Origin of the sequence: Microcoleus sp. F10-B2 (assembly GCF_036704965.1) — a bacterium.
GTDB lineage: Bacteria > Cyanobacteriota > Cyanobacteriia > Cyanobacteriales > Microcoleaceae > Microcoleus.
Genome location: NZ_JAUBTB010000037.1, coordinates 30852 through 48768 on the forward strand (window position 1 = coordinate 30852; position 17917 = coordinate 48768).

14 protein-coding genes and 2 CRISPR repeat arrays are annotated in these 17917 nt (G+C 45.9%); of the genes, 5 read left to right on the forward strand and 9 right to left on the reverse strand.

Going from position 1 to position 17917, the window contains the following annotated elements; all coding sequences use genetic code 11:
• Positions 1-5: 5 nt before the first annotated feature.
• The 3 genes from QUA99_RS15975 to QUA99_RS15985 form a co-directional block, all read right to left on the reverse strand.
• Positions 6-1130, reverse strand: a complete 1125-nt coding sequence (locus tag QUA99_RS15975) for a hypothetical protein (protein ID WP_333238387.1) — start codon at positions 1128-1130, stop codon at positions 6-8.
• A 353-nt stretch (positions 1131-1483) separates the two neighbouring features.
• Positions 1484-2182 (reverse strand): GDYXXLXY domain-containing protein, encoded by a 699-nt coding sequence (locus QUA99_RS15980; protein ID WP_333238386.1) that lies wholly within the window; start codon positions 2180-2182, stop codon positions 1484-1486.
• Between the two features lie 98 nt (positions 2183-2280).
• Entirely contained in the window at positions 2281-3681 is a 1401-nt protein-coding gene (locus QUA99_RS15985) for a DUF2157 domain-containing protein (protein ID WP_333238384.1), read from the reverse strand.
• A gap of 191 nt (positions 3682-3872) precedes the next feature.
• On the opposite strand from QUA99_RS15985, the gene QUA99_RS15990 reads away from it, so the two are divergent.
• Both QUA99_RS15990 and QUA99_RS15995 read left to right on the forward strand, forming a co-directional pair.
• Positions 3873-4487 (forward strand): Uma2 family endonuclease, encoded by a 615-nt coding sequence (locus tag QUA99_RS15990; RefSeq protein WP_333238382.1) that lies wholly within the window; start codon positions 3873-3875, stop codon positions 4485-4487.
• 140 nt (positions 4488-4627) lie between these two features.
• Complete coding sequence (locus QUA99_RS15995) at positions 4628-4834, forward strand: hypothetical protein (RefSeq protein ID WP_333238380.1); 207 nt, start codon at positions 4628-4630, stop codon at positions 4832-4834.
• A gap of 7 nt (positions 4835-4841) precedes the next feature.
• Here the strand turns inward: QUA99_RS15995 and QUA99_RS16000 are convergent, their stop codons facing one another.
• The 3 genes from QUA99_RS16000 to QUA99_RS16010 all read right to left on the reverse strand — a co-directional run bounded on the left by QUA99_RS16000 (position 4842) and on the right by QUA99_RS16010 (position 10024).
• Positions 4842-5684 carry a GNAT family N-acetyltransferase gene (locus QUA99_RS16000; protein WP_333238378.1) on the reverse strand — a complete coding sequence of 281 codons (843 nt, stop codon included), beginning with the start codon at positions 5682-5684 and terminating at the stop codon, positions 4842-4844.
• An 84-nt stretch (positions 5685-5768) separates the two neighbouring features.
• Positions 5769-7417: a CRISPR direct-repeat array (repeat unit 36 nt; unit sequence GTTTCAATCCCTAATAGGGGTTTAGTTTGATTGCGG).
• A 105-nt stretch (positions 7418-7522) separates the two neighbouring features.
• Positions 7523-8624: a CRISPR direct-repeat array (repeat unit 36 nt; unit sequence GTTTCAATCCCTAATAGGGGTTTAGTTTGATTGCGG).
• A gap of 250 nt (positions 8625-8874) precedes the next feature.
• Positions 8875-9585: a DUF547 domain-containing protein gene (locus QUA99_RS16005; RefSeq protein WP_333238376.1), complete on the reverse strand. Its 711-nt coding sequence runs from the start codon at positions 9583-9585 to the stop codon at positions 8875-8877.
• Positions 9586-9811: 226 nt separating this feature from the next.
• Positions 9812-10024, reverse strand: a complete 213-nt coding sequence (locus QUA99_RS16010; protein WP_333238374.1) for a pentapeptide repeat-containing protein — start codon at positions 10022-10024, stop codon at positions 9812-9814.
• A 239-nt stretch (positions 10025-10263) separates the two neighbouring features.
• Between QUA99_RS16010 and QUA99_RS16015 the strand changes: the two genes are divergently transcribed.
• Positions 10264-11742: a bifunctional orotidine-5'-phosphate decarboxylase/orotate phosphoribosyltransferase gene (locus QUA99_RS16015; protein WP_333238372.1), complete on the forward strand. Its 1479-nt coding sequence runs from the start codon at positions 10264-10266 to the stop codon at positions 11740-11742.
• 424 nt (positions 11743-12166) lie between these two features.
• On the opposite strand, the gene leuB is transcribed toward QUA99_RS16015, so the two are convergent.
• Positions 12167-13252, reverse strand: coding sequence for a 3-isopropylmalate dehydrogenase (leuB, locus tag QUA99_RS16020; RefSeq protein WP_333238371.1), 1086 nt, complete (start codon positions 13250-13252; stop codon positions 12167-12169).
• Positions 13253-13371: 119 nt separating this feature from the next.
• Between leuB and QUA99_RS16025 the strand changes: the two genes are divergently transcribed.
• Together QUA99_RS16025 and QUA99_RS16030 are read left to right on the forward strand one after the other, a co-directional pair.
• A complete protein-coding gene (locus QUA99_RS16025) occupies positions 13372-14235 on the forward strand; it encodes a Uma2 family endonuclease (RefSeq protein ID WP_333238369.1) in 864 nt (287 codons plus the stop codon).
• A 239-nt stretch (positions 14236-14474) separates the two neighbouring features.
• Complete coding sequence (locus QUA99_RS16030) at positions 14475-15680, forward strand: DUF4336 domain-containing protein (protein ID WP_333238367.1); 1206 nt, start codon at positions 14475-14477, stop codon at positions 15678-15680.
• An 84-nt stretch (positions 15681-15764) separates the two neighbouring features.
• Here QUA99_RS16030 and QUA99_RS16035 read toward each other — a convergent pair whose 3' ends face one another.
• Together QUA99_RS16035 and QUA99_RS16040 are read right to left on the reverse strand one after the other, a co-directional pair.
• Positions 15765-17081 (reverse strand): hypothetical protein, encoded by a 1317-nt coding sequence (locus QUA99_RS16035; protein WP_333238365.1) that lies wholly within the window; start codon positions 17079-17081, stop codon positions 15765-15767.
• Positions 17082-17088: 7 nt separating this feature from the next.
• Positions 17089-17757, reverse strand: coding sequence for a response regulator transcription factor (locus QUA99_RS16040; RefSeq protein ID WP_333238363.1), 669 nt, complete (start codon positions 17755-17757; stop codon positions 17089-17091).
• Positions 17758-17917: the final 160 nt, after the last annotated feature.

Consider the following 17917-nt stretch of genomic DNA (forward strand, 5'->3'; position numbering starts at 1 on the left):
CCTAACTAAACAAACTTTTTCGCTTCTGCCAAAGCCGCCTCAAACTTGAGCAATACATCCTTTTCTGTGTGAATAACTTTCTCTTGTTCCAGCAGCGGGCGGCCAAAGCGAAAAATGCCGTCCTGTTCTACGTGGTCTACATAAGGCAGGGTTTCTGGATGCGGCAAAAATTTTCTGCCGATGGTGTACGGCGTGTGGAAAGAAAAACTAAAATCGGGAAACTTGTCGCTTTTGATTTCGAGATAGTAAAGCGAGTAATAATCTTTGGTTTCGCAGTACAGACATTCGCGGCACTTATTTACAAGTTTGCGGTTCTGATAGAAAAAATCCCACTTGTCCCAATAGTAGCCATCTTTCATCATTTCCTGGTGGTCGTCGCACAGTTCGAGATATAATTTGTCAGCATCCCCCGGACGGTAGAAGTAAAGCATGGCGTAGGGCATTTCAATCAGTAACTTGACTGCTTGATTTTTTCGCTGGTACCATTCCTGCTGGTGAGTTTCGTAGATTTCCTTATATTTATTAATTGCTTTAAAGCTGTTGATCTGATTTTCTTTGGCCCAGCGCGACGCCCAAACTGTCCAGTAAGCTAGCTGGAAGGTTGCTGAAATTTCTTCCGAACCTTGTTCTTTCCAGTCGGCAATGATTTTTTCCCAAGCTGAACTAAAAGCTAATCGCGATTGTTCGTTTTCTTCAGGCTTTTCTGTATTGATTGGGGTGGGTATTTGGTGATTATTTTTAATCAGCCCTTTGGGTTCTTTGCGCCAATTATTAATATCGGTTGGCGTTAGACTTAAGATGAATCTTCTGTCGTGAACGGGATATTCTAAATGGATTCCTGATTTGCGGAAAGAGCGGTATTCTAAAATAGGGAGTTTGTCTTGTTCAATCCACTGCTGGCGTTCTGCTGGCGAACACTTGAGTATTGCTTCTAATTCTACCGGATCGACGGCTAATTCACTTTTGAATGTCTCCCAAAATCTTTCTTGTTCGGCGGGATTTGCTTCCAGGAGGGATACAATTCGGTTGACGAGATGATCCGTTTGGTCTTGGCAATTTTCGGGAAGTCCTAAGAAGTCGAGGAGTTTGGTCTTGAGTATTCGTCTGGCAGAGATTAGCTCGGCTAACATGAGAAGCTCCAGTAGAGTCATGAGTTGCGCCCTTGAACTGGCAAGATTTGCACAAGTCTTATATATCTTAATAGATTCTCCTGGGTTGTCGGCAATTGAAATGTCGGCGCGAGGGAAGCTATCCCCAACGCGCCTGCGGGCCCGTTGCGGTAGGGAATCGCTTAACCTCCGCACCCTCCCTAAGCTAAAATACTCAAAACAAGACGACCTTTTGGCCTGATTGGCTAAAACTCATATGTTGCACCATTCTCAATTAGTTGTTTAGGAACAGGCAAGATGCCTGTTCCACAAGAAAATTTATATTTTGTGGAACAGGCATCTTGCCTGTTGCTGACAATGGTGCAAGATATCAGCTAAAATCGATAATTGCGATCGCGCACCCACAAACTCACAGGCACAGCATGACCTGTTTTGTCAACCTTTACTTCTACCAAAAATGATTGTCGCTGCTTCCTTTGAGCTTCGCTAATCTCCTGATTGACTTTTTCCCTTTCATCCTCTGGCATATAATAAGTTTCTAAGCCGTATTCCATCTGCCAACCGTTATATTTGCCCTTAATTGCGATTTGATTGGCGGGCAAATTGGTGGGATTTTCTAGACTGACGCGGACGGGTTTCCAAGCTTGGGGGCGGCCGGGATTAGTCGCGGTTTTTGGCGCTTCTAAGATTACATAAAAACTGGTTTGTGGCTTGACATTGTGCGTATTTTTGGGACAAACAATTCCGGGCGGACAAGGTGTTTTTTCGGTAGGTAAATCTTTCCAGCCGGGGAGTTTTTGCAGATTTGTGCTAGCTGAAATATCATATCTCAATACTTGGTAATATCCGCGCAAAAAGTCGTAAGGGTCTACTGGTGCTGTTTGCAGGACAACTGTTTTGCCAGTAATAAAAGTGTAAACGGCGGTGGCGGGTACCGTGGCAATTAGTCCGATTTGCAAGAGTAAAGGAACCCACAGCCGCCACGCGGGAAGGCGTTTTGCTTTCGGGGGAAGCTGAAACGCATTTGTTGTATCTGGATTTTCAACTAATAACTCAATGTTGTTTGTGTTCATATTAGGTATGGGCTATATTGTTTACGGTTGTTTCGGAATGATTAAACCGCAGAGAACGCAGAGGGCGCTGAGTTAGAGAAGAGAGAAATGAATAATTTCTATTCATCGGGGATTTTGGCGAAGTGGCGCTCGAACCACAAACCCGCAGCAATTACGCCAATTCCGCACAAAACGAAGACAAAAGATTTGAGCAACAATCCTGTGTTGTATTCAAACACTCGGCTGATAATTTGCAGGGTGATTAATACCATCCCTCCCCAAAAAGTCTGGCGGTTTCCTAATGCTAAACCTTCTCGGATTAAGCCGACAGCGAGCAAAAATAAGAAAACATTGAACAGAAAAGTCGCTAATTGAGGAATGGGAGTAAAACTGAGGTGAAAAAGCGGTATTAAGGCGCTCGCGAGGATTAAAATGCCGATCGCACTTGTGGTCAAATCCACTGCTTTTTGTTTCGGCCGCCGCAGTTCCAAACGTCCCAAACGCACCCATTCAAACACCGTGAAACCGCCCAAAACAGCCACATTTGCCAGCAAAACCCAATCGGGCTGTATTTGTGCAGGATTCGGCGAATCTTGCCAAAACCCGTAGAAAGAAAGAACGTAAAACAAACTGGCGAGAAACAGCAGGGCTAAACTGCGGGCGGTAGGTTGAAACAATTTCCTGTGTACCTTCGGCCAGATTTCATCGTCGTATCCCCACAGCAAAGCGGGCGGTAGGGCGCAAAAAATTGCAGCAGCCCAGGTTGGATTTAACCCTTGGACAATAGAAACTTGTAGCGAAAAAATTATCGCGATCGCACTTATGGCAAAAATAGCACGCGATCGACACCAATAAGCCAGCGGCACAAACATTATACTGGCTGCGATCGGCATTTGCCGCACCAAAACTTCCAGCCAAGAAAACTCGACTTTGGAAGACCAATCTAACACGGCAATCCAATAGCCTAAACCGACTAAAAGTGCGGACAAAACGCCCAACGAAGTCAACCGCAAACTGTAAGCCATTCCGAGCACGCCGATTCCCCAAGCAAGGAAAAGTCCGTAAGAAGAACCGCCAATGTGAAACATTTGTGCCATCAAAGCCATATTTGCTCCTAAAATCAGAGATCCTAACAGCAACAATCCTTCACCTAGGAGTTTGTTTCGCGCTTTTGTTGCGGGCAGATTGAGATTGGAGTTTTTGCTTCGGGATGGGGGAATTCGCCACAGATAGAAACCCGCCGCATTGACTGCGACGAAAAGACTTAGCAGCAGCGCAACTCTCACTTCGCGCGGCCAAACTTGCCAGTTTGCCGCTACAAAGGTGATGACTCCTATACCGAGGAGAATGCCGCCGAGACTCATCAGAATGCTGAGGAATCTGTTGCGGGAGGCGGTTTCGAGTGTGTTGAATTGGTAGCGTTCCGAAAGTTGTTGGTAGAATGAATTATCGATGAGTCCTTCTGCTTGCCAGAGTTTGGCTTGCTCTCGCAACTCGCGTCGAAATTTATCTGAAATCATTGTTTATATTCCAGAGGATTTGAACTGTGATAGTTATTAATATGTCACTTGCGGGTTGATTGTCGATGGAGGCTGGGACACCTGCTGAACTTGCACAACATATTTGATTGAGATCCTTCGGCGGTTGAAACCGTTTTTATATAAACAAACTCCCAGCAGCAAGGGACGAATAAATTAAGGAAGGTAATTTTATGGTACAAGCTCAATCTAAAAAATTAACTTTTGACGAGTACCTTAATTACTCAAATGATACGGATCAACGCTATGAGTTAATTGATGGGGAGTTAATAGCTTTGCCGCCAGAATCTGAACCTAATAATTTCATTGCTAACTATCTATTTTTCTATCTGGCTAGCAGCGGGCTAGTGCCACTTAGACTAATTAAAACGCATAATTGCGAGGTTCAAGTTGCCGTTTTGCGATCGGGAGATGCCGCCAACCGCTACCCCGATTTGATAATTCTGGAACCCGAACACATTCCGCTGACAGCAGCCAGGCTAACTATCACTTTCGATATGTTGCCTCCTCGGTTTGTTGTGGAGGTAGTCAGTCCGGGTAGAGTGGGCAGGGATCGGGATTACGATCCTCTTCGAGGGCTTCGCCAACGCAAACGAGCTCAGTACGCAGCGCGGGGCATTGCAGAGTATTGGGCGATCGATCCAATTGAACAAGTAGTGACGGTTTTGCGGCTTGAGGATGGGCAATATGTTGAGGTTGGGGTATTTCGGGATGGAGAGGCGATCGTATCTCCGATGTTTCCACAGCTAAGTTTGACGGTTCAACAGATTTTGGGTGGAGAGGTTTAAGGGCTGGCTAATAGCTAATTGGTTAGCATTCATCTCACCAGTCACTTTTCCTGGTAAGGCAGAATTTTGTTTCAATCCTCGATCGAGTTTTAGTTTGATTGCAACTACGAATCATTTGTTGTCGAGGATTATAATCCTCGATGTTTCAATCCCTCATGGGGTTTTCTGGTAATTGCAACCGGAATTACTTCGCGCTGTCGATCGAACTGGCGATCGCCTGCAGGCTGGGAATGTGGCAGGGGTTGGCGATCGGTGAAGCCAGTTTTGGCAAAATAGCGGTACTAGCCACAATCACCGCAAAACTGTTTGGCGCGCGGCAATGGCGGCCCATCAGCTTGTGCTGTTAACTAATGTTTAACCCAGTTCTAAGGTTGTCACCCCAAACACTTGATTTAGCGGTAAAATTGGTGGCGTTAATGTGTACATTCGTGCAGTTTCAAAAACTGGTTTCATTCCGTACTTTTCAGCCAAATTAATACCTTCTAAATTGGTGTCAGGCACATCTAAAAATACAGTAATATTAGGGATTTGTGCCATTAATCCTTGCAATAACAATTCGGCAAAACCGACATTATCGGCAAATAATGGCCCAATTTTATACCCCTGACGGCAAACTCTTAAAACGCCATAACCGCTTAGTTTTCCCTGATGTTTGACACCGAAAGCGATTATTTCAGGTTGTTGAATCCAATGCTTTAAAAAAACCGGACGGGGAACAGGAAAATGTTGAGAATCATAGGCTAGAATTTCTTCCCATGGAACGGTTGAAAGTGGAATCATCTCGTCAGGAATAACTCCAAATCCTCGACCTTGATAACGAATGTGACGGTGAGCTAATTTAAAACCAGATTTTTGATAATTTTCCTGTTGGGCAATAACCCCATCCAAACCAATATTTCGCGTTCCTAAATATTCGATCGCGGCTTGCCACAGTTTTAATCCCCATCCCTGGCCGCGAAAGGAAGGTTTGACAATATATAAACCAATAAAACCAAAACTGGAATCATAGGCAACTGCAGAAATTGAAGCAATAGGTTCATCATTCAAATAACCGATGAAAAATCCTTGAGGATCGGTTTGAAAAAAACATTCGGCATCATAATATCCGGGGTTCCAACCTTCTGCGGCTGCCCAATCTACTGCTAAATTAAGTTCCGATATCGTCATCCGGCTAATCATCCATTGTTTTTGGGTCATGTTTTTTTACTTAAAGTTATTGGATCTGGGGTTTTTGGTGGTTGCAACATCGGCTGCGAGTTCATGCGCTGTTACTGCTACCATTTTTCAATCCCTAATAGGGGTTTAGTTTGATTGCGGCGTCAATCATGTGCTGGGTTCCCCGCGATTCTCCGTCCCAGAAGTTTCAATCCCTAATAGGGGTTTAGTTTGATTGCGGCATTAAAACTGCATTAATAATGCTATCACGTCTTTTGTTTCAATCCCTAATAGGGGTTTAGTTTGATTGCGGCCGTTTCCGACCGCCTCTGTATACTGCCCGATGTAGTGTTTCAATCCCTAATAGGGGTTTAGTTTGATTGTGGCGCAACTTTAGAACCAAACTGCTTTCGGAGTTCCGTCCAAGTGTTTCAATCCCTAATAGGGGTTTAGTTTGATTGCGGCTAGTTTCGACGAGCCAAAAAGCGCGGTATCAAGCGTTTCAATCCCTAATAGGGGTTTAGTTTGATTGCGGCGGCAATATTTTAGGCGGTCAGATAGCCGCTGATAAGTTTCAATCCCTAATAGGGGTTTAGTTTGATTGCGGCGCAGAGAAGCCTTGGGCAACTGCCTCGACTGGAGTTTCAATCCCTAATAGGGGTTTAGTTTGATTGCGGCCGATCTGTACTCGCACAGTCTACGCCTGAATCGGAGTCAGTTTCAATCCCTAATAGGCGTTTAGTTTGATTGCGGCTGATTGAGTTGTAGTTTAGGGTTTTATCATTGAGTTTCAATCCCTAATAGGGGTTTAGTTTGATTGCGGCTTTGAACCTGATGAATTTGATGATTGGTTTGCTAGCTCGAAAAAGTTTCAATCCCTAATAGGGGTTTAGTTTGATTGCGGCTCTGGAAATATGAATCTAAATCCCGTCATTTGGGTTTCAATCCCTAATAGGGGTTTAGTTAGTTTGATTGCGGCAAAGATATTGCCGGAGTGTTCTTTTATTTGATGAAGTTTCAATCCCTAATAGGGGTTTAGTTGGATTGCGGCGGCAGTAGATGCGGAATTTTTCAGCAATTTTTCAGTTTCAATCCCTAATAGGGGTTTAGTTTGATTGCGGCTAAAGTGGCGCGCTAACTTGACCGTTGGGCAAAATTTTGCAGTTTCAATCCCTAATAGGGGTTTAGTTTGATTGCGGCCAGTTTTAAACCGGAACCTTTGAAAGCTGTTCCGTTTCAATCCCTAATAGGGGTTTAGTTTGATTGCGAAACGGGTAATGATTACCCGCCCTATTACTTGTTAAGCCTGGAGTTTCAATCCCTAATAGGGGTTTAGTTTGATTGCGGTGATTTGGGGCGAGGCTTGCAGCAAGTCGCTTAGTTTCAATCCCTAATAGGGGTTTAGTTTGATTGCGGCAGATGAGGGTTTTGTCAACGCAGATATGGATATGTTTCAATCCCTAATAGGGGTTTAGTTTGATTGCGGGGAGCTGCTGCATCAGCCACAACATCTATAAATGAATCATAGTTTCAATCCCTAATAGGGGTTTAGTTTGATTGCGGACAGCCTATCAAGAGTTTAACAACTACTTGTTAGTTTCAATCCCTAATAGGGGTTTAGTTTGATTGCGGTTTTTTACACCGTGCCGAGTCTTTTTTTAGAAGCGTTTCAATCCCTAATAGGGGTTTAGTTTGATTGCGGTTGATGAGTTTGTCGTTCACTGCTCTTATAATATAAGTTTCAATCCCTAATAGGGGTTTAGTTTGATTGCGGTTACTTTTGATAACAGTGATAACGACATCTACTTAGTTTCAATCCCTAATAGCTTTTTCTTCTTCTCTAATAATTTAGAGATAAATGTGATAACGACATCTACTTAGTTTCAATCCCTAATAGGGGTTTAGTTTGATTGCGGGGAAGCCGTAACAAAAATGCTCTACGAGATTGTGGTTTCAATCCCTAATAGGGGTTTAGTTTGATTGCGGTCTAGGCTGCTACCCAAAAGATCAATTCTGGGGTTTCAATCCCTAATAGGGGTTTAGTTTGATTGCGGCCGACACGATGAAGATCGGCGATCGAGTGATGTTTTTGGTTTCAATCCCTAATAGGGGTTTAGTTTGATTGCGGAAACGGTGGAAAGAAAACCGCAAACTTTGGATCGGTTTCAATCCCTAATAGGGGTTTAGTTTGATTGCGGTTATTACCAACGCTGCAACAAGCAATTGTTGGAGGGTTTCAATCCCTAATAGGGGTTTAGTTTGATTGCGGAAGAAATAATTGATGAACTATCTAATCTGGCTAAGTTTCAATCCCTAATAGGGGTTTAGTTTGATTGCGGCTCGAATTTTTACGGCAATCGGCGGAATACCTACGGGTTTCAATCCCTAATAGGGGTTTAGTTTGATTGCGGCCGCTCTATTTGTTGGTAGGAGTTTGCTAAATGCGTTTCAATCCCTAATAGGGGTTTAGTTTGATTGCGGCTTCGTGGCTGACATCGGGGACGTGGCGGGACTTCAGGGTTTCAATCCCTAATAGGGGTTTAGTTTGATTGCGGTCGACGGGTGCGGCCGCTGCCGTTCTGCCTGCGACGTTTCAATCCCTAATAGGGGTTTAGTTTGATTGCGGTTGCTTATAGTGGCTGGATTCAAGAAACAATTTTAGTTTCAATCCCTAATAGGGGTTTAGTTTGATTGCAGAGTATGTTCCTGTTTTGCGGATGCTAGGTAAATTTTAGTTTCAATCCCTAATAGGGGTTTAGTTTGATTGCAAGGTTCTGCTATCGCTGGAAATCTTACTTGTTAGTTTCAATCCCTAATAGGGGTTTAGTTTGATTGAATTGTTGCCAAGTCTAAGTCACCCTACGATGCTGAGTTAGTTTCAATCCCTAATAGGGGTTTAGTTTGATTGAGTAAATATAAAGTAAATATTAAGATTTTATAAAGTTAGTTTCAATCCCTAATAGGGGTTTAGTTTGATTGCGCCATATCTGAAAGCTTTACTCTATTTAGTTTTCAAGGTACATTTCTGTGAACAGATCTAAAAAGTACCATTTCAGCGATCGACCTGTCAAGAGGCAAAATTTTCAACAGCCATCAAAACCCATCACAGCAAGCATTACAGCGTTTCCGCGAACCTATTTTTTCCCAAAAGTGGCTCAACTCCTTACATAGCAAGCGATACAGCCGAAAAAAAACCACCCCCAAAAAAAACACCTACCCATTCCCGGAAAACTCAACCATCAACCCGATTCAAATTCCAGTCGTAAGGCAAAAAAACGATCGCCCATCCATCGCCCACAGCCGCCTCCGGCCCCAAATAACCGCCCACATAATCAGCCACCGAACCCGCCGCCTTTACAAAATCCTCCTCGTACCACTTAAAAATCTTGCTCAAATAAAGCGTCTTTTTCTCGGCATCATATCGCACCTTATCAGGATTGTGAATAAAACGGCTCGCATCCGCTTCTAGTTGAGTCCGTACCGACTCCGGGAAATAAGCCCCGCGACGCAGCAGCGGGCACCCGACTGAAGCGCAAACTAATGCAAAATGGATGCGCGGTTCCGCAAATTCCGGCCGCAATATTGCGTGTTCGATTTGATTGAGACTGTACTTTTTGCCGCCAATAATCGAATTTGAACGAGTGAAAAAATCCAAAAAACTCAGCCAGTTGGGAATTCCCAAAACTTTGGGACGGATCGACGCGATCGGATATACTTCGAGAACTTGAGAAATTGCGATCGCATTATACGCATTCAGCCACAACGCCAGCCGCCCATCCGCATCACTACAATCCGCCAAATCCACATCCGCCAAACTTTCCAGCCACACCCTCAAAACATCCGCCCCCTCAGCTTTCCAGCCCCGATAATTGACGCGGCCGAAATCGTCAACGTAGCGTTGCAGCAACTCGTCCCAAATCCTAAAGTCGATCGTACCGATCATTTATTACTATCCATATGATAAGGCGGGCATTGCTTTAACTTCTGCTTCTATTTAATACTACCGTCAACCGAAATAACACCTGCAACGGGAGCATCTCAGTTTTGCAAAAAGCATTTTTTTTATTATAGTGCGAGCGTCTCCGCTCGCGTATTCTACAAATCGCGAGCGGGGACGCTCGCACTATAAATGCAAAACTCAGATGCTCCCCCTGCAACGGTAGTATTTTTTAAATTAACCCCGTCAAACGGGCTCTAGTTAAATTAACTTGAGTCAAATTAGCGCCTTGTAAATTAGCTTGCCACCAAGCAGCCCCGCTCAAATTTGCCCCGGATAAATTAGCTTCCCTAAAATTTACTTCTCTCAAATCTGCCCCTGGCAAATCCGCATTTGCTAAACTCGCGTACCGCAGGGAATGCCGATAAAATCCCCGCCCGGACACTGGTTAGTTTACCACAACTAATTGACTTGCTGCGGCTTAGGTGAAATCAGTGGTGTAGCCAACCCGAAAATCATTCCCCATGAAATTGCTCCCAAAGTTACAGATTTCCTGCTCTTTACATTCTACAATCTTAAAAGATTCTTAATTTCAATTTCAACGGGGATCGGTTTCTTCCGGCACAACACCCCTCTCACTTTGAGCTGCAATTTTTTTAATTTCCCTTACCTTCCTAACAAATTATGACGGATCGAACCAACTTTTTCGATAAACTGTTAGCGGCTGTTGAAACCAATCAAAGTTTGCTGTATCTAGCCCTCGACCCCGACCCGGAAACCTTGCCCCCGCAGGTTTCCATGACTGGGGAAGAGACTCAAGTTTATGTAACTGATTTGTTGTCAACGCTAAAAAGTGCGATCGACCAAACAGCCGATTTAATCTGTGCCTGCAAAATCACCCTCGGTTTTTACCAATCTCTCGGCATTCCCGGTTGGGCATTGCTGCAAGAAATTCTAACAATTATCCCCCCTCACCTGCCAGTAATTTTAGATGCCAAACACTGCGATTTAAATACGAGCACAGTCTTTGCCAAAATTATATTTCAAGACTGGCGAGTTGACGCTATTACCTTAAGTCCCTATGCCGGATTCGACCAAGTAGCGCCTTTTTTGTTATACGCCGGAAAAACTGTTTTTGTCCTCTGTGCCACCGCCAACGCCTCAGCGGCGGCTGTGCAAGAATACCCGACGCCAGAAAACCCTTTTTACTTGCAATTAGTCCGACTCTCTCAACTTTGGGGAACTCCCGAAAAAGTCGGTTTAGAAGTAGGAGTAATGCCGGATATGTTAGCCCGCATCCGCCAAGCTGCTCCTGAACGCCTAATTTTAGTCGAAGGAGACATCGCCGAAGAAAATGACCTCACAGAAGAAAACGACCTCGCACAACTGCTGGCGGCCGGTTTAAGCAAGAATGGTGAAGATTTGCTGCTGCCAGTCCCCCCAAGTTTATTAGCGGGGAAACAGCCGCGCCGAGAAATTGAGAAATTGCGGGATAATATTAATCAACAGAGGCTGCGGGCGATCGAAGGTAGTCCCGCTTGCGAACTGTGGCTGCCCGATGTTTGCTTTTTACAACCGGAACCTCACCACGATTTAATCTTGCAACTTTATGACATCGGCTGCGTAGTTTTTGGCGACCACGTACAAGCATCGGGCGCCGTATTTCCATATTACATCGACTTGCGGAAAATTATCTCAATTCCGCAGATTTTCCACCAAATTGTCAGCGCTTATGCAGACATTCTCAAGGATTTAAAATTCGATCGCATTGCGGGAATTCCCTACGGTTCTTTACCCACAGCAACCGGTTTAGCCTTGCGGATGGAACGCCCGATGATTTTCCCGCGCAAGGAGGTGAAAACTTACGGTGCAGGCAAATTAATTGAGGGGCATTTTCAGGCAGGAGAAACGATTGTGGTAGTCGATGATATTTTGATTAGCGGCAAAAGCGTGATGGAAGGCGCGGCTAAGTTAAAATCTGCCGGGTTGAAGGTGGAAGATATCGTGGTATTGATCGACCACGAACAGGGAGTCAAAGATAAGATGCAGGCCAACGGTTATCGCGCACATTCTGTGTTAGCTCTTTCGGAAATAGCTGAAGTTTTGTATCGAGCAAGTCGCATCGATACCGAGCAATTCCATCTTTTGACAGCGGAACATTAAACCCAATTACTGTAGGGGCGGGTTTTACCAACCATCTACGCCAAAAATTAATAATCTCATAAACCCGCCCTCAATGTATTGGGGAACATTAAAACCCAATTCCTGTAGGGGCGGGTTTTACCAACCATAATTGCCTAAAACAAAAAATCTCATAAACCCGCCCAACCCAACAAACAATCATCACCTACATCTTAACATTCAATACAAATTTCAGGTTGATGTGGATTATTGGTGGGGTGGGGGCGGGTTTATCTAGATTGTTGGTAATCGTTATATATTATTCGTAAAACCCGCCCCTACCACGCTATGCGATCGACTTTACAAAACTTCAATCAAAGGTTATTAGTTGTGTGGGGGCGGGTTTATTAGATTGTGCGTGTGCGTCGAATATTATTGGTAAAACCCGCCCTTACAAGGTAATAGATCAACCTTGCAAAACTTCAATCAAAGCATCGCCCATTGCCCGACAGCCGACGAGTTTCATGCCTTCTGACATGATATCACCAGTGCGATAACCTCGATCCAAAACTTCGACAACTGCTTGCTCAATTTTATTAGCAGCTTCCGGCTGATTTAAGGCGTAGCGCAGCATCATTGCCGCACTCAAAACTTGGGCGATGGGATTGGCTTTATCTTGTCCGGCGATGTCCGGTGCGGAACCGTGCACGGGTTCAAAAACCCCCGGCCCGCTTGCTCCCAAACTAGCAGAAGGAAGCATCCCAATACTACCAGTTAGCATCGCCGCCGCATCGGAAAGAATGTCGCCGAATAAATTGCCGGTGACAATTGTATCGAACTGTTTCGGCCAGCGAATTAACTGCATGGCTGCATTGTCAACGTAGAGGTGAGAAAGTTCGACATCCGGGTATTCTGAAGAAAGGGCAATAATACGATCGCGCCACAGTTGCGAAACATCCAAAACATTCGCTTTATCAACGGAACACAGCCTTTTTCCCCGCTTAGAAGCCGTCTCAAAAGCGACTCGCCCGATTCTGTCAATTTCCGACTCGGTGTAAGCCATCGTATTAACGCCGCGTTTTTCGCCTGTTTCCGTCTCAAAAATGCCTTTGGGTTTGCCAAAATAAATGCCGCCTGTGAGTTCGCGGATTACCATAATATCCACGCCTTCGACAACTTCCCGTTTCAAACTAGAAGCATCAACCAATTGCGGTAAAATAGTCGCAGGACGCAAATTTGCAAACAATCCCAATCCGGCGCGCAGTCCTAATAATCCAGTTTCCGGGCGCTGTTCGCGGGGCAAATTATCCCACTTGTAACCGCCAATTGCTGCCAACAATACTGCATCGCAGTTCCGGCATTTTTCCAGTGTTTCTTCTGGCAGCGGATTGCCTGTTGCGTCAATAGCAGCGCCGCCCATTAAAGCTTCTTGAAATTCAAAGCCGATGTCCAATTGTTGACCGACAAGTTTCAGGACATCTACCGCCACAGCGATAATTTCAGGGCCGATGCCGTCTCCTGGTAAAAGAGTGATGCGGTAGTTTTGAGTCATATCGATTTAGGAGTTTTGATTTGAGATTTGAGATTGAGAGTTAATGGGAATTCTTTGGAAATGCCAGACATTCTCACAAGGCTATAATCATATCAGGATAAGCAACCTCAGAATTCATTATGACATTCCCGACTTACCCGCCTGCTCAAGCTGAACCGCCTTTAGACCCCCGGCAGAGTTTGCCAACAATGTATGATTTACCTAGCGAAGACCCAAAGGAGCCCGGTTTGCCAGATACATTTCATTTAGATCAGCCGCAACTCTTGGAATTCACGTTTTTGCCGCCGGGATGGGATGCGGAACAAGTCTTTACAGCCAGTGACCTAAATTTGTATTACGATGCAACACAACCGCGCTGGCATAAACGCCCAGATTGGTTTGCTGCGGTGGGTGTGCCAAGGCTTTATCAAGGGCGCGATATGCGTTTGAGTTATGTAGTTTGGCAAGAACGGGTAAATCCGTTTGTGGTGGTGGAATTGCTATCGCCGGGAACTGAAGATGAAGATTTAGGGCGGACTGTTCAGCAAGCTGGGGAACCGCCGACTAAGTGGCAAGTTTATGAACAAATTTTGCGGATTCCTTACTATTTTGTGTTCAGTCGCTACACGGATGAATTGCGAGCTTTTCATCTTGTAGGAGGCCACTATGAACCTGCAGAATTAATTGATGGGCGGTTATTTATTCCTGAGTTGCAGTTGAGTTTAGGTTGGTGGCAAGGCACTTATAAGAGTATGAATCGGTTGTGGTTGCGGTGGTTTACGGCCCAAGGAGGGTTGATTTTGAGTCCGAGTGAAAGAGCAACGGCGGCGGAACGGCAACTGATAGAATCTCAACAGCAAGTAATTGAAGCTCAACAGCAAGTTCTAGAATCTCAACAGCAACTGACAGAATCTCAACAGCAACTCATAGAATCTCAACAGCGAGAGGAAAGACTAGCGGCGCGGTTGCGGGAACTAGGCATCGATCCTGAACAATTGAGTTAATAGTTCTCGCACCCAGGCCTGGTGAAACCCGGTTTCTTCCTTCTATTTCTCGTGACTCGTCCCAAAACTCGTAGAAACCGGGTTTCTAGCCCCCATGCGTAATTCTTGCTTGAGTATTCCAAAAGCCCAATAGCCCATAACCCCTTTTCAACTCCTCGAATCGGCGCAACAGGAGTGAAATAAGATAAAAATAGTTCGATCGCACGCACGTACAAAAAAATCGGCAAGGAGTCGCACCAGTGGCAGAGGGCGAAGGCATACCAACATCAGCACAGATTGATTCTAGGGACTATTCTTGGGCCTTTTGGCCGGTTGTCCCCCTCTATCCCTACAGCAAGCGGCGCACCATCCGCAAGGAAATAGTTAAGGATACAATCTGGACTTTTGACCAACTACAAGGCATTTTTTACGTTGTCGTCCCGATTCGGATGACAGTAATTAAACTAGAACCCAAAGGCCTTCTCGTCTACGCCCCCGTTGCACCGACTCCTGAGTGCATCCGCTTGGTAAAAGAGTTAGTAGCAGAGCACGGCGAGGTGAAGTACATCCTGCTGACAACGGTTTCCGGCATCGAGCACAAAGTTTTTGTCGGCCCCTTTGCGAGGTGTTTTCCCGAAGCGCAGGTGTTTGTCGCCCCGCAGCAGTGGAGTTTCCCCGTGAATTTGCCGCTGAGTTGGCTGGGTTTGCCCGCCAAACGCACTTCTGTACTGCCATTTGACAGCAGCAACACGCCGTTAGCCGATCAATTTGACTGGGCAATTCTCGGCCCCCTCGACCTCGGTTTGGGCAGATTTGCTGAAGTTGCGTTATTTCACAGGCGATCGCGCACGCTGATGTTAACAGATTCCGTGGTTTCGATTCCCGAAAATCCGCCCGCGATCGTCCAACTCGACTCGTACCCGCTGCTATTTCACGCCAAAGACAGCGCCTCGGACACGGTGGCAGACACCCACGAAAATCGGCGCAAAGGGTGGCAGAGAATCGCCTTATTTGCCATGTATTTTAGCCCCAGCGTGCTGGAAGTGCCGCCGTGGTCGGAGGTATTTGCCAGCGCGCGCCAAGCGCCAGAACGCTCTAGGAAAGCTTATTTCGGGTTGTATCCGTTCAAGTGGAAAACAGATTGGGTGCGATCGTTTGAGGCTTTGCGGGGAGGAGGGCGGTTGTTTGTCGCGCCGATTTTGCAGACTTTGATTCTCAACCGCGCGCCGCGGGAAACTCTCGATTGGGTGGATAAAGTGGCGAGTTGGGACTTTCAAAGGATTGTACCCTGTCACTTCGATAGTGCGATCGACTCCCGGTCGCGTGAATTTCGCCAAGCATTCTCGTTTCTGGAAAAACACTCGCCTGTTAATTCCTTACCCGAAGACGATTTTAAATTGCTCAGGCAGATTGATGCGGGTTTGAATAAAACTGGTTTGGTTCCGCCTGCGAAAGACAAGGTTTAATCTTACATCTTGCACCATTGTTAAGAACAGGACAGTTTGCCCTAACTTGGGCCAGAAGTAAAACCCAATCCAATTCAACAATAGCTATGGCTTCACTAACCAAGAAAGTTCGCACATCACCCCTCCCTTGGGCAAAGATTCTCGTCGAAACTGTCCCCCCAATCGTTGAGCCAAAATGTGAGAGTGTTTTGTTCCCTGTTGTCCTTGTTCGGGTTTAAGTCCAGGGCCATTGTCTTGCACCTTGAGAACATATTGCCCCTGCTGATGTTCTCCCGTCACGACAATTCGAGTTGTTCCAAGAGCGTGTTTCCCCACGTTACATAAAGCTTCCTCTAACCACAAACAGAAATCCCGCTTTCTCTCCAAGGTGAGGTTAGTTTGCTCGATGGGGGCGAAATTCCGCACTTTGACTTGAATGGTCTGGAAATAAGGCAAATTTCGCTTCAAAGTAATGGCATAAACTTCATACAATAAATTATGCAGGGGGCGGTTGAGATCGATACAAGTGCCTTCCCCCAGACGGAGAATTTGTTCGGAATTAGGGGGTTCTAGGCTGGTTGAAACGGCTGCTGAGTGTTGCTCTGAATCCGCTTCATCGGTGAGACTGCGCCCCACTGCCCGGATCTCTGCATTCAGGCTATGCAAGCGTTGGAACAATTGTTGAGATGGCATCTGTTCTTGCTGCATATCCCGCAGGAGGAGAGCTAAGGTTTGCAAAGGGCCATTGTGGATTTGCGTGAAGGCTTGTTCCATTGCCTGCTGACGAATCGCCTGTCGCTCGACAATTTGAGCATAGTATTGGAGACGCTCGGTATATAAGCCCTGGACGATATCTTGGACGCGGTTATAAAACAGAATCAGGAGAATTTGTATCCCCATTGTTGGGCCGAGGGAGATGAATAAATCCAATCCTCGCGAAGTGTGAAGTTCTGACGGGTGCAGCAGCAAATAGGTGAGAATTGGGGCAGCGATCGCAATCCAAGCGATGAGAGTTGCAATAACCAATTGCTGGCGGCGACGCAGGGCGATCAGCATCACCAGTGTCAACACGAACAACGCTGGTGTTACGGGGGGCAGACTACCTACGAGGGTGGTGTCCGATGAGACGATCGCTTGTAGGGTATATAACCAACTGGGAACCACTACGAACAGTACCCCTGCTAATAAAGCCAGATTTATCACTTGTTGCAAGCTCTCTGGTTTTTTGTAGAGACGAATCAGTAAAAGCAGGCAGGCGATCGCCAACAACGGAGGTGTAATTAGATAAATGGTACGAGGGTGTGGTTGCAGTCGGTGCAGAAATGTAGCAATAGTTGCGCCAACCGTCGCCAAACTCAACATTGCCAGCACGACTCGGCGCTTTAAAATTAAAATATTGTATGGCTCATTAACCGTAGACATTGCTTGTTTAATCAATTAATCCAATTTTACGGGCACGAATTTGGGTTTGTGCCCGCATATTTTTACCTTCTTCCGGGTAGATTGAGAGTGCATCCTGAATCTTAGACCAATAGTGGCGAATCATCCGTTCGGACTTGTGCATAGTTTGGGCGATCGCTTTATCCTGAAGTCCCTCCTCAAAAGCGAGTCGCATTACCTCCAACCATTCGGGTTTCACTTCCAAGTCGGTTTGCAGGTCTTTGGTATGGGTTAACCCTTGCATAGCCCACTCCATCCGGGTCAGGAAGGTATCTATTGGCACGCTTTTGTCTGCGATCGTAAATCCGCCCTGATGATTGTCAATTTCAGGCATGATGCGAATCAATGCCTTGACGTTACTGCTTTGCACCATCAGGTTTAGCTGGGGATAATCCTGCATCAAGACCTTGAGCAACCCCAATCCCTGCTCAACATTGGCAGCCGTTCCTGATATCTCTGGAAGGGACAAATCCACAATCGCCAGGTCAGGCAAATGCTTTCTCACTTCGGTTAGAGCCTCCTGGACGGTTTGGCAAGAGCGGATTTGTGCCCTAGGAAAGCGATCGCCAACCAGACTAATCGTTCCATTGAGAAGCAGGCGATGGTCATCAACAATCAGAATCTCTACTTGCTGTTCTTGGGTGGAGTTATGGGACATTACTTATACCTGACGCAACAATTCGATCTTACGCCCGCGAGAGACGCTTACAGCCGCTAGCAATTAATCCTGGAAAGGCGAGGCCCTATCAGCTCATTACCGAAAACTGCAATGCTGATGACCGAAAATACCAACTCAACTTGTCTGAAACTACCAATGC

Excerpts from the sequence above, each read along its gene's own strand:
- QUA99_RS15975 (WP_333238387.1), bottom strand. The coding sequence starts at position 1,130 with ATGTTAGCCGAGCTAATCTCTGCCAGACGAATACTCAAGACCAAACTC.
- QUA99_RS15980 (WP_333238386.1), bottom strand. The coding sequence starts at position 2,182 with ATGAACACAAACAACATTGAGTTATTAGTTGAAAATCCAGATACAACA.
- QUA99_RS15985 (WP_333238384.1), bottom strand. The coding sequence starts at position 3,681 with ATGATTTCAGATAAATTTCGACGCGAGTTGCGAGAGCAAGCCAAACTC.
- QUA99_RS15990 (WP_333238382.1), top strand. The coding sequence starts at position 3,873 with ATGGTACAAGCTCAATCTAAAAAATTAACTTTTGACGAGTACCTTAAT.
- QUA99_RS15995 (WP_333238380.1), top strand. The coding sequence starts at position 4,628 with ATGTTTCAATCCCTCATGGGGTTTTCTGGTAATTGCAACCGGAATTAC.
- QUA99_RS16000 (WP_333238378.1), bottom strand. The coding sequence starts at position 5,684 with ATGACCCAAAAACAATGGATGATTAGCCGGATGACGATATCGGAACTT.
- QUA99_RS16005 (WP_333238376.1), bottom strand. The coding sequence starts at position 9,585 with ATGATCGGTACGATCGACTTTAGGATTTGGGACGAGTTGCTGCAACGC.
- QUA99_RS16015 (WP_333238372.1), top strand. The coding sequence starts at position 10,264 with ATGACGGATCGAACCAACTTTTTCGATAAACTGTTAGCGGCTGTTGAA.
- leuB (WP_333238371.1), bottom strand. The coding sequence starts at position 13,252 with ATGACTCAAAACTACCGCATCACTCTTTTACCAGGAGACGGCATCGGC.
- QUA99_RS16025 (WP_333238369.1), top strand. The coding sequence starts at position 13,372 with ATGACATTCCCGACTTACCCGCCTGCTCAAGCTGAACCGCCTTTAGAC.
- QUA99_RS16035 (WP_333238365.1), bottom strand. The coding sequence starts at position 17,081 with ATGTCTACGGTTAATGAGCCATACAATATTTTAATTTTAAAGCGCCGA.
- QUA99_RS16040 (WP_333238363.1), bottom strand. The coding sequence starts at position 17,757 with ATGTCCCATAACTCCACCCAAGAACAGCAAGTAGAGATTCTGATTGTT.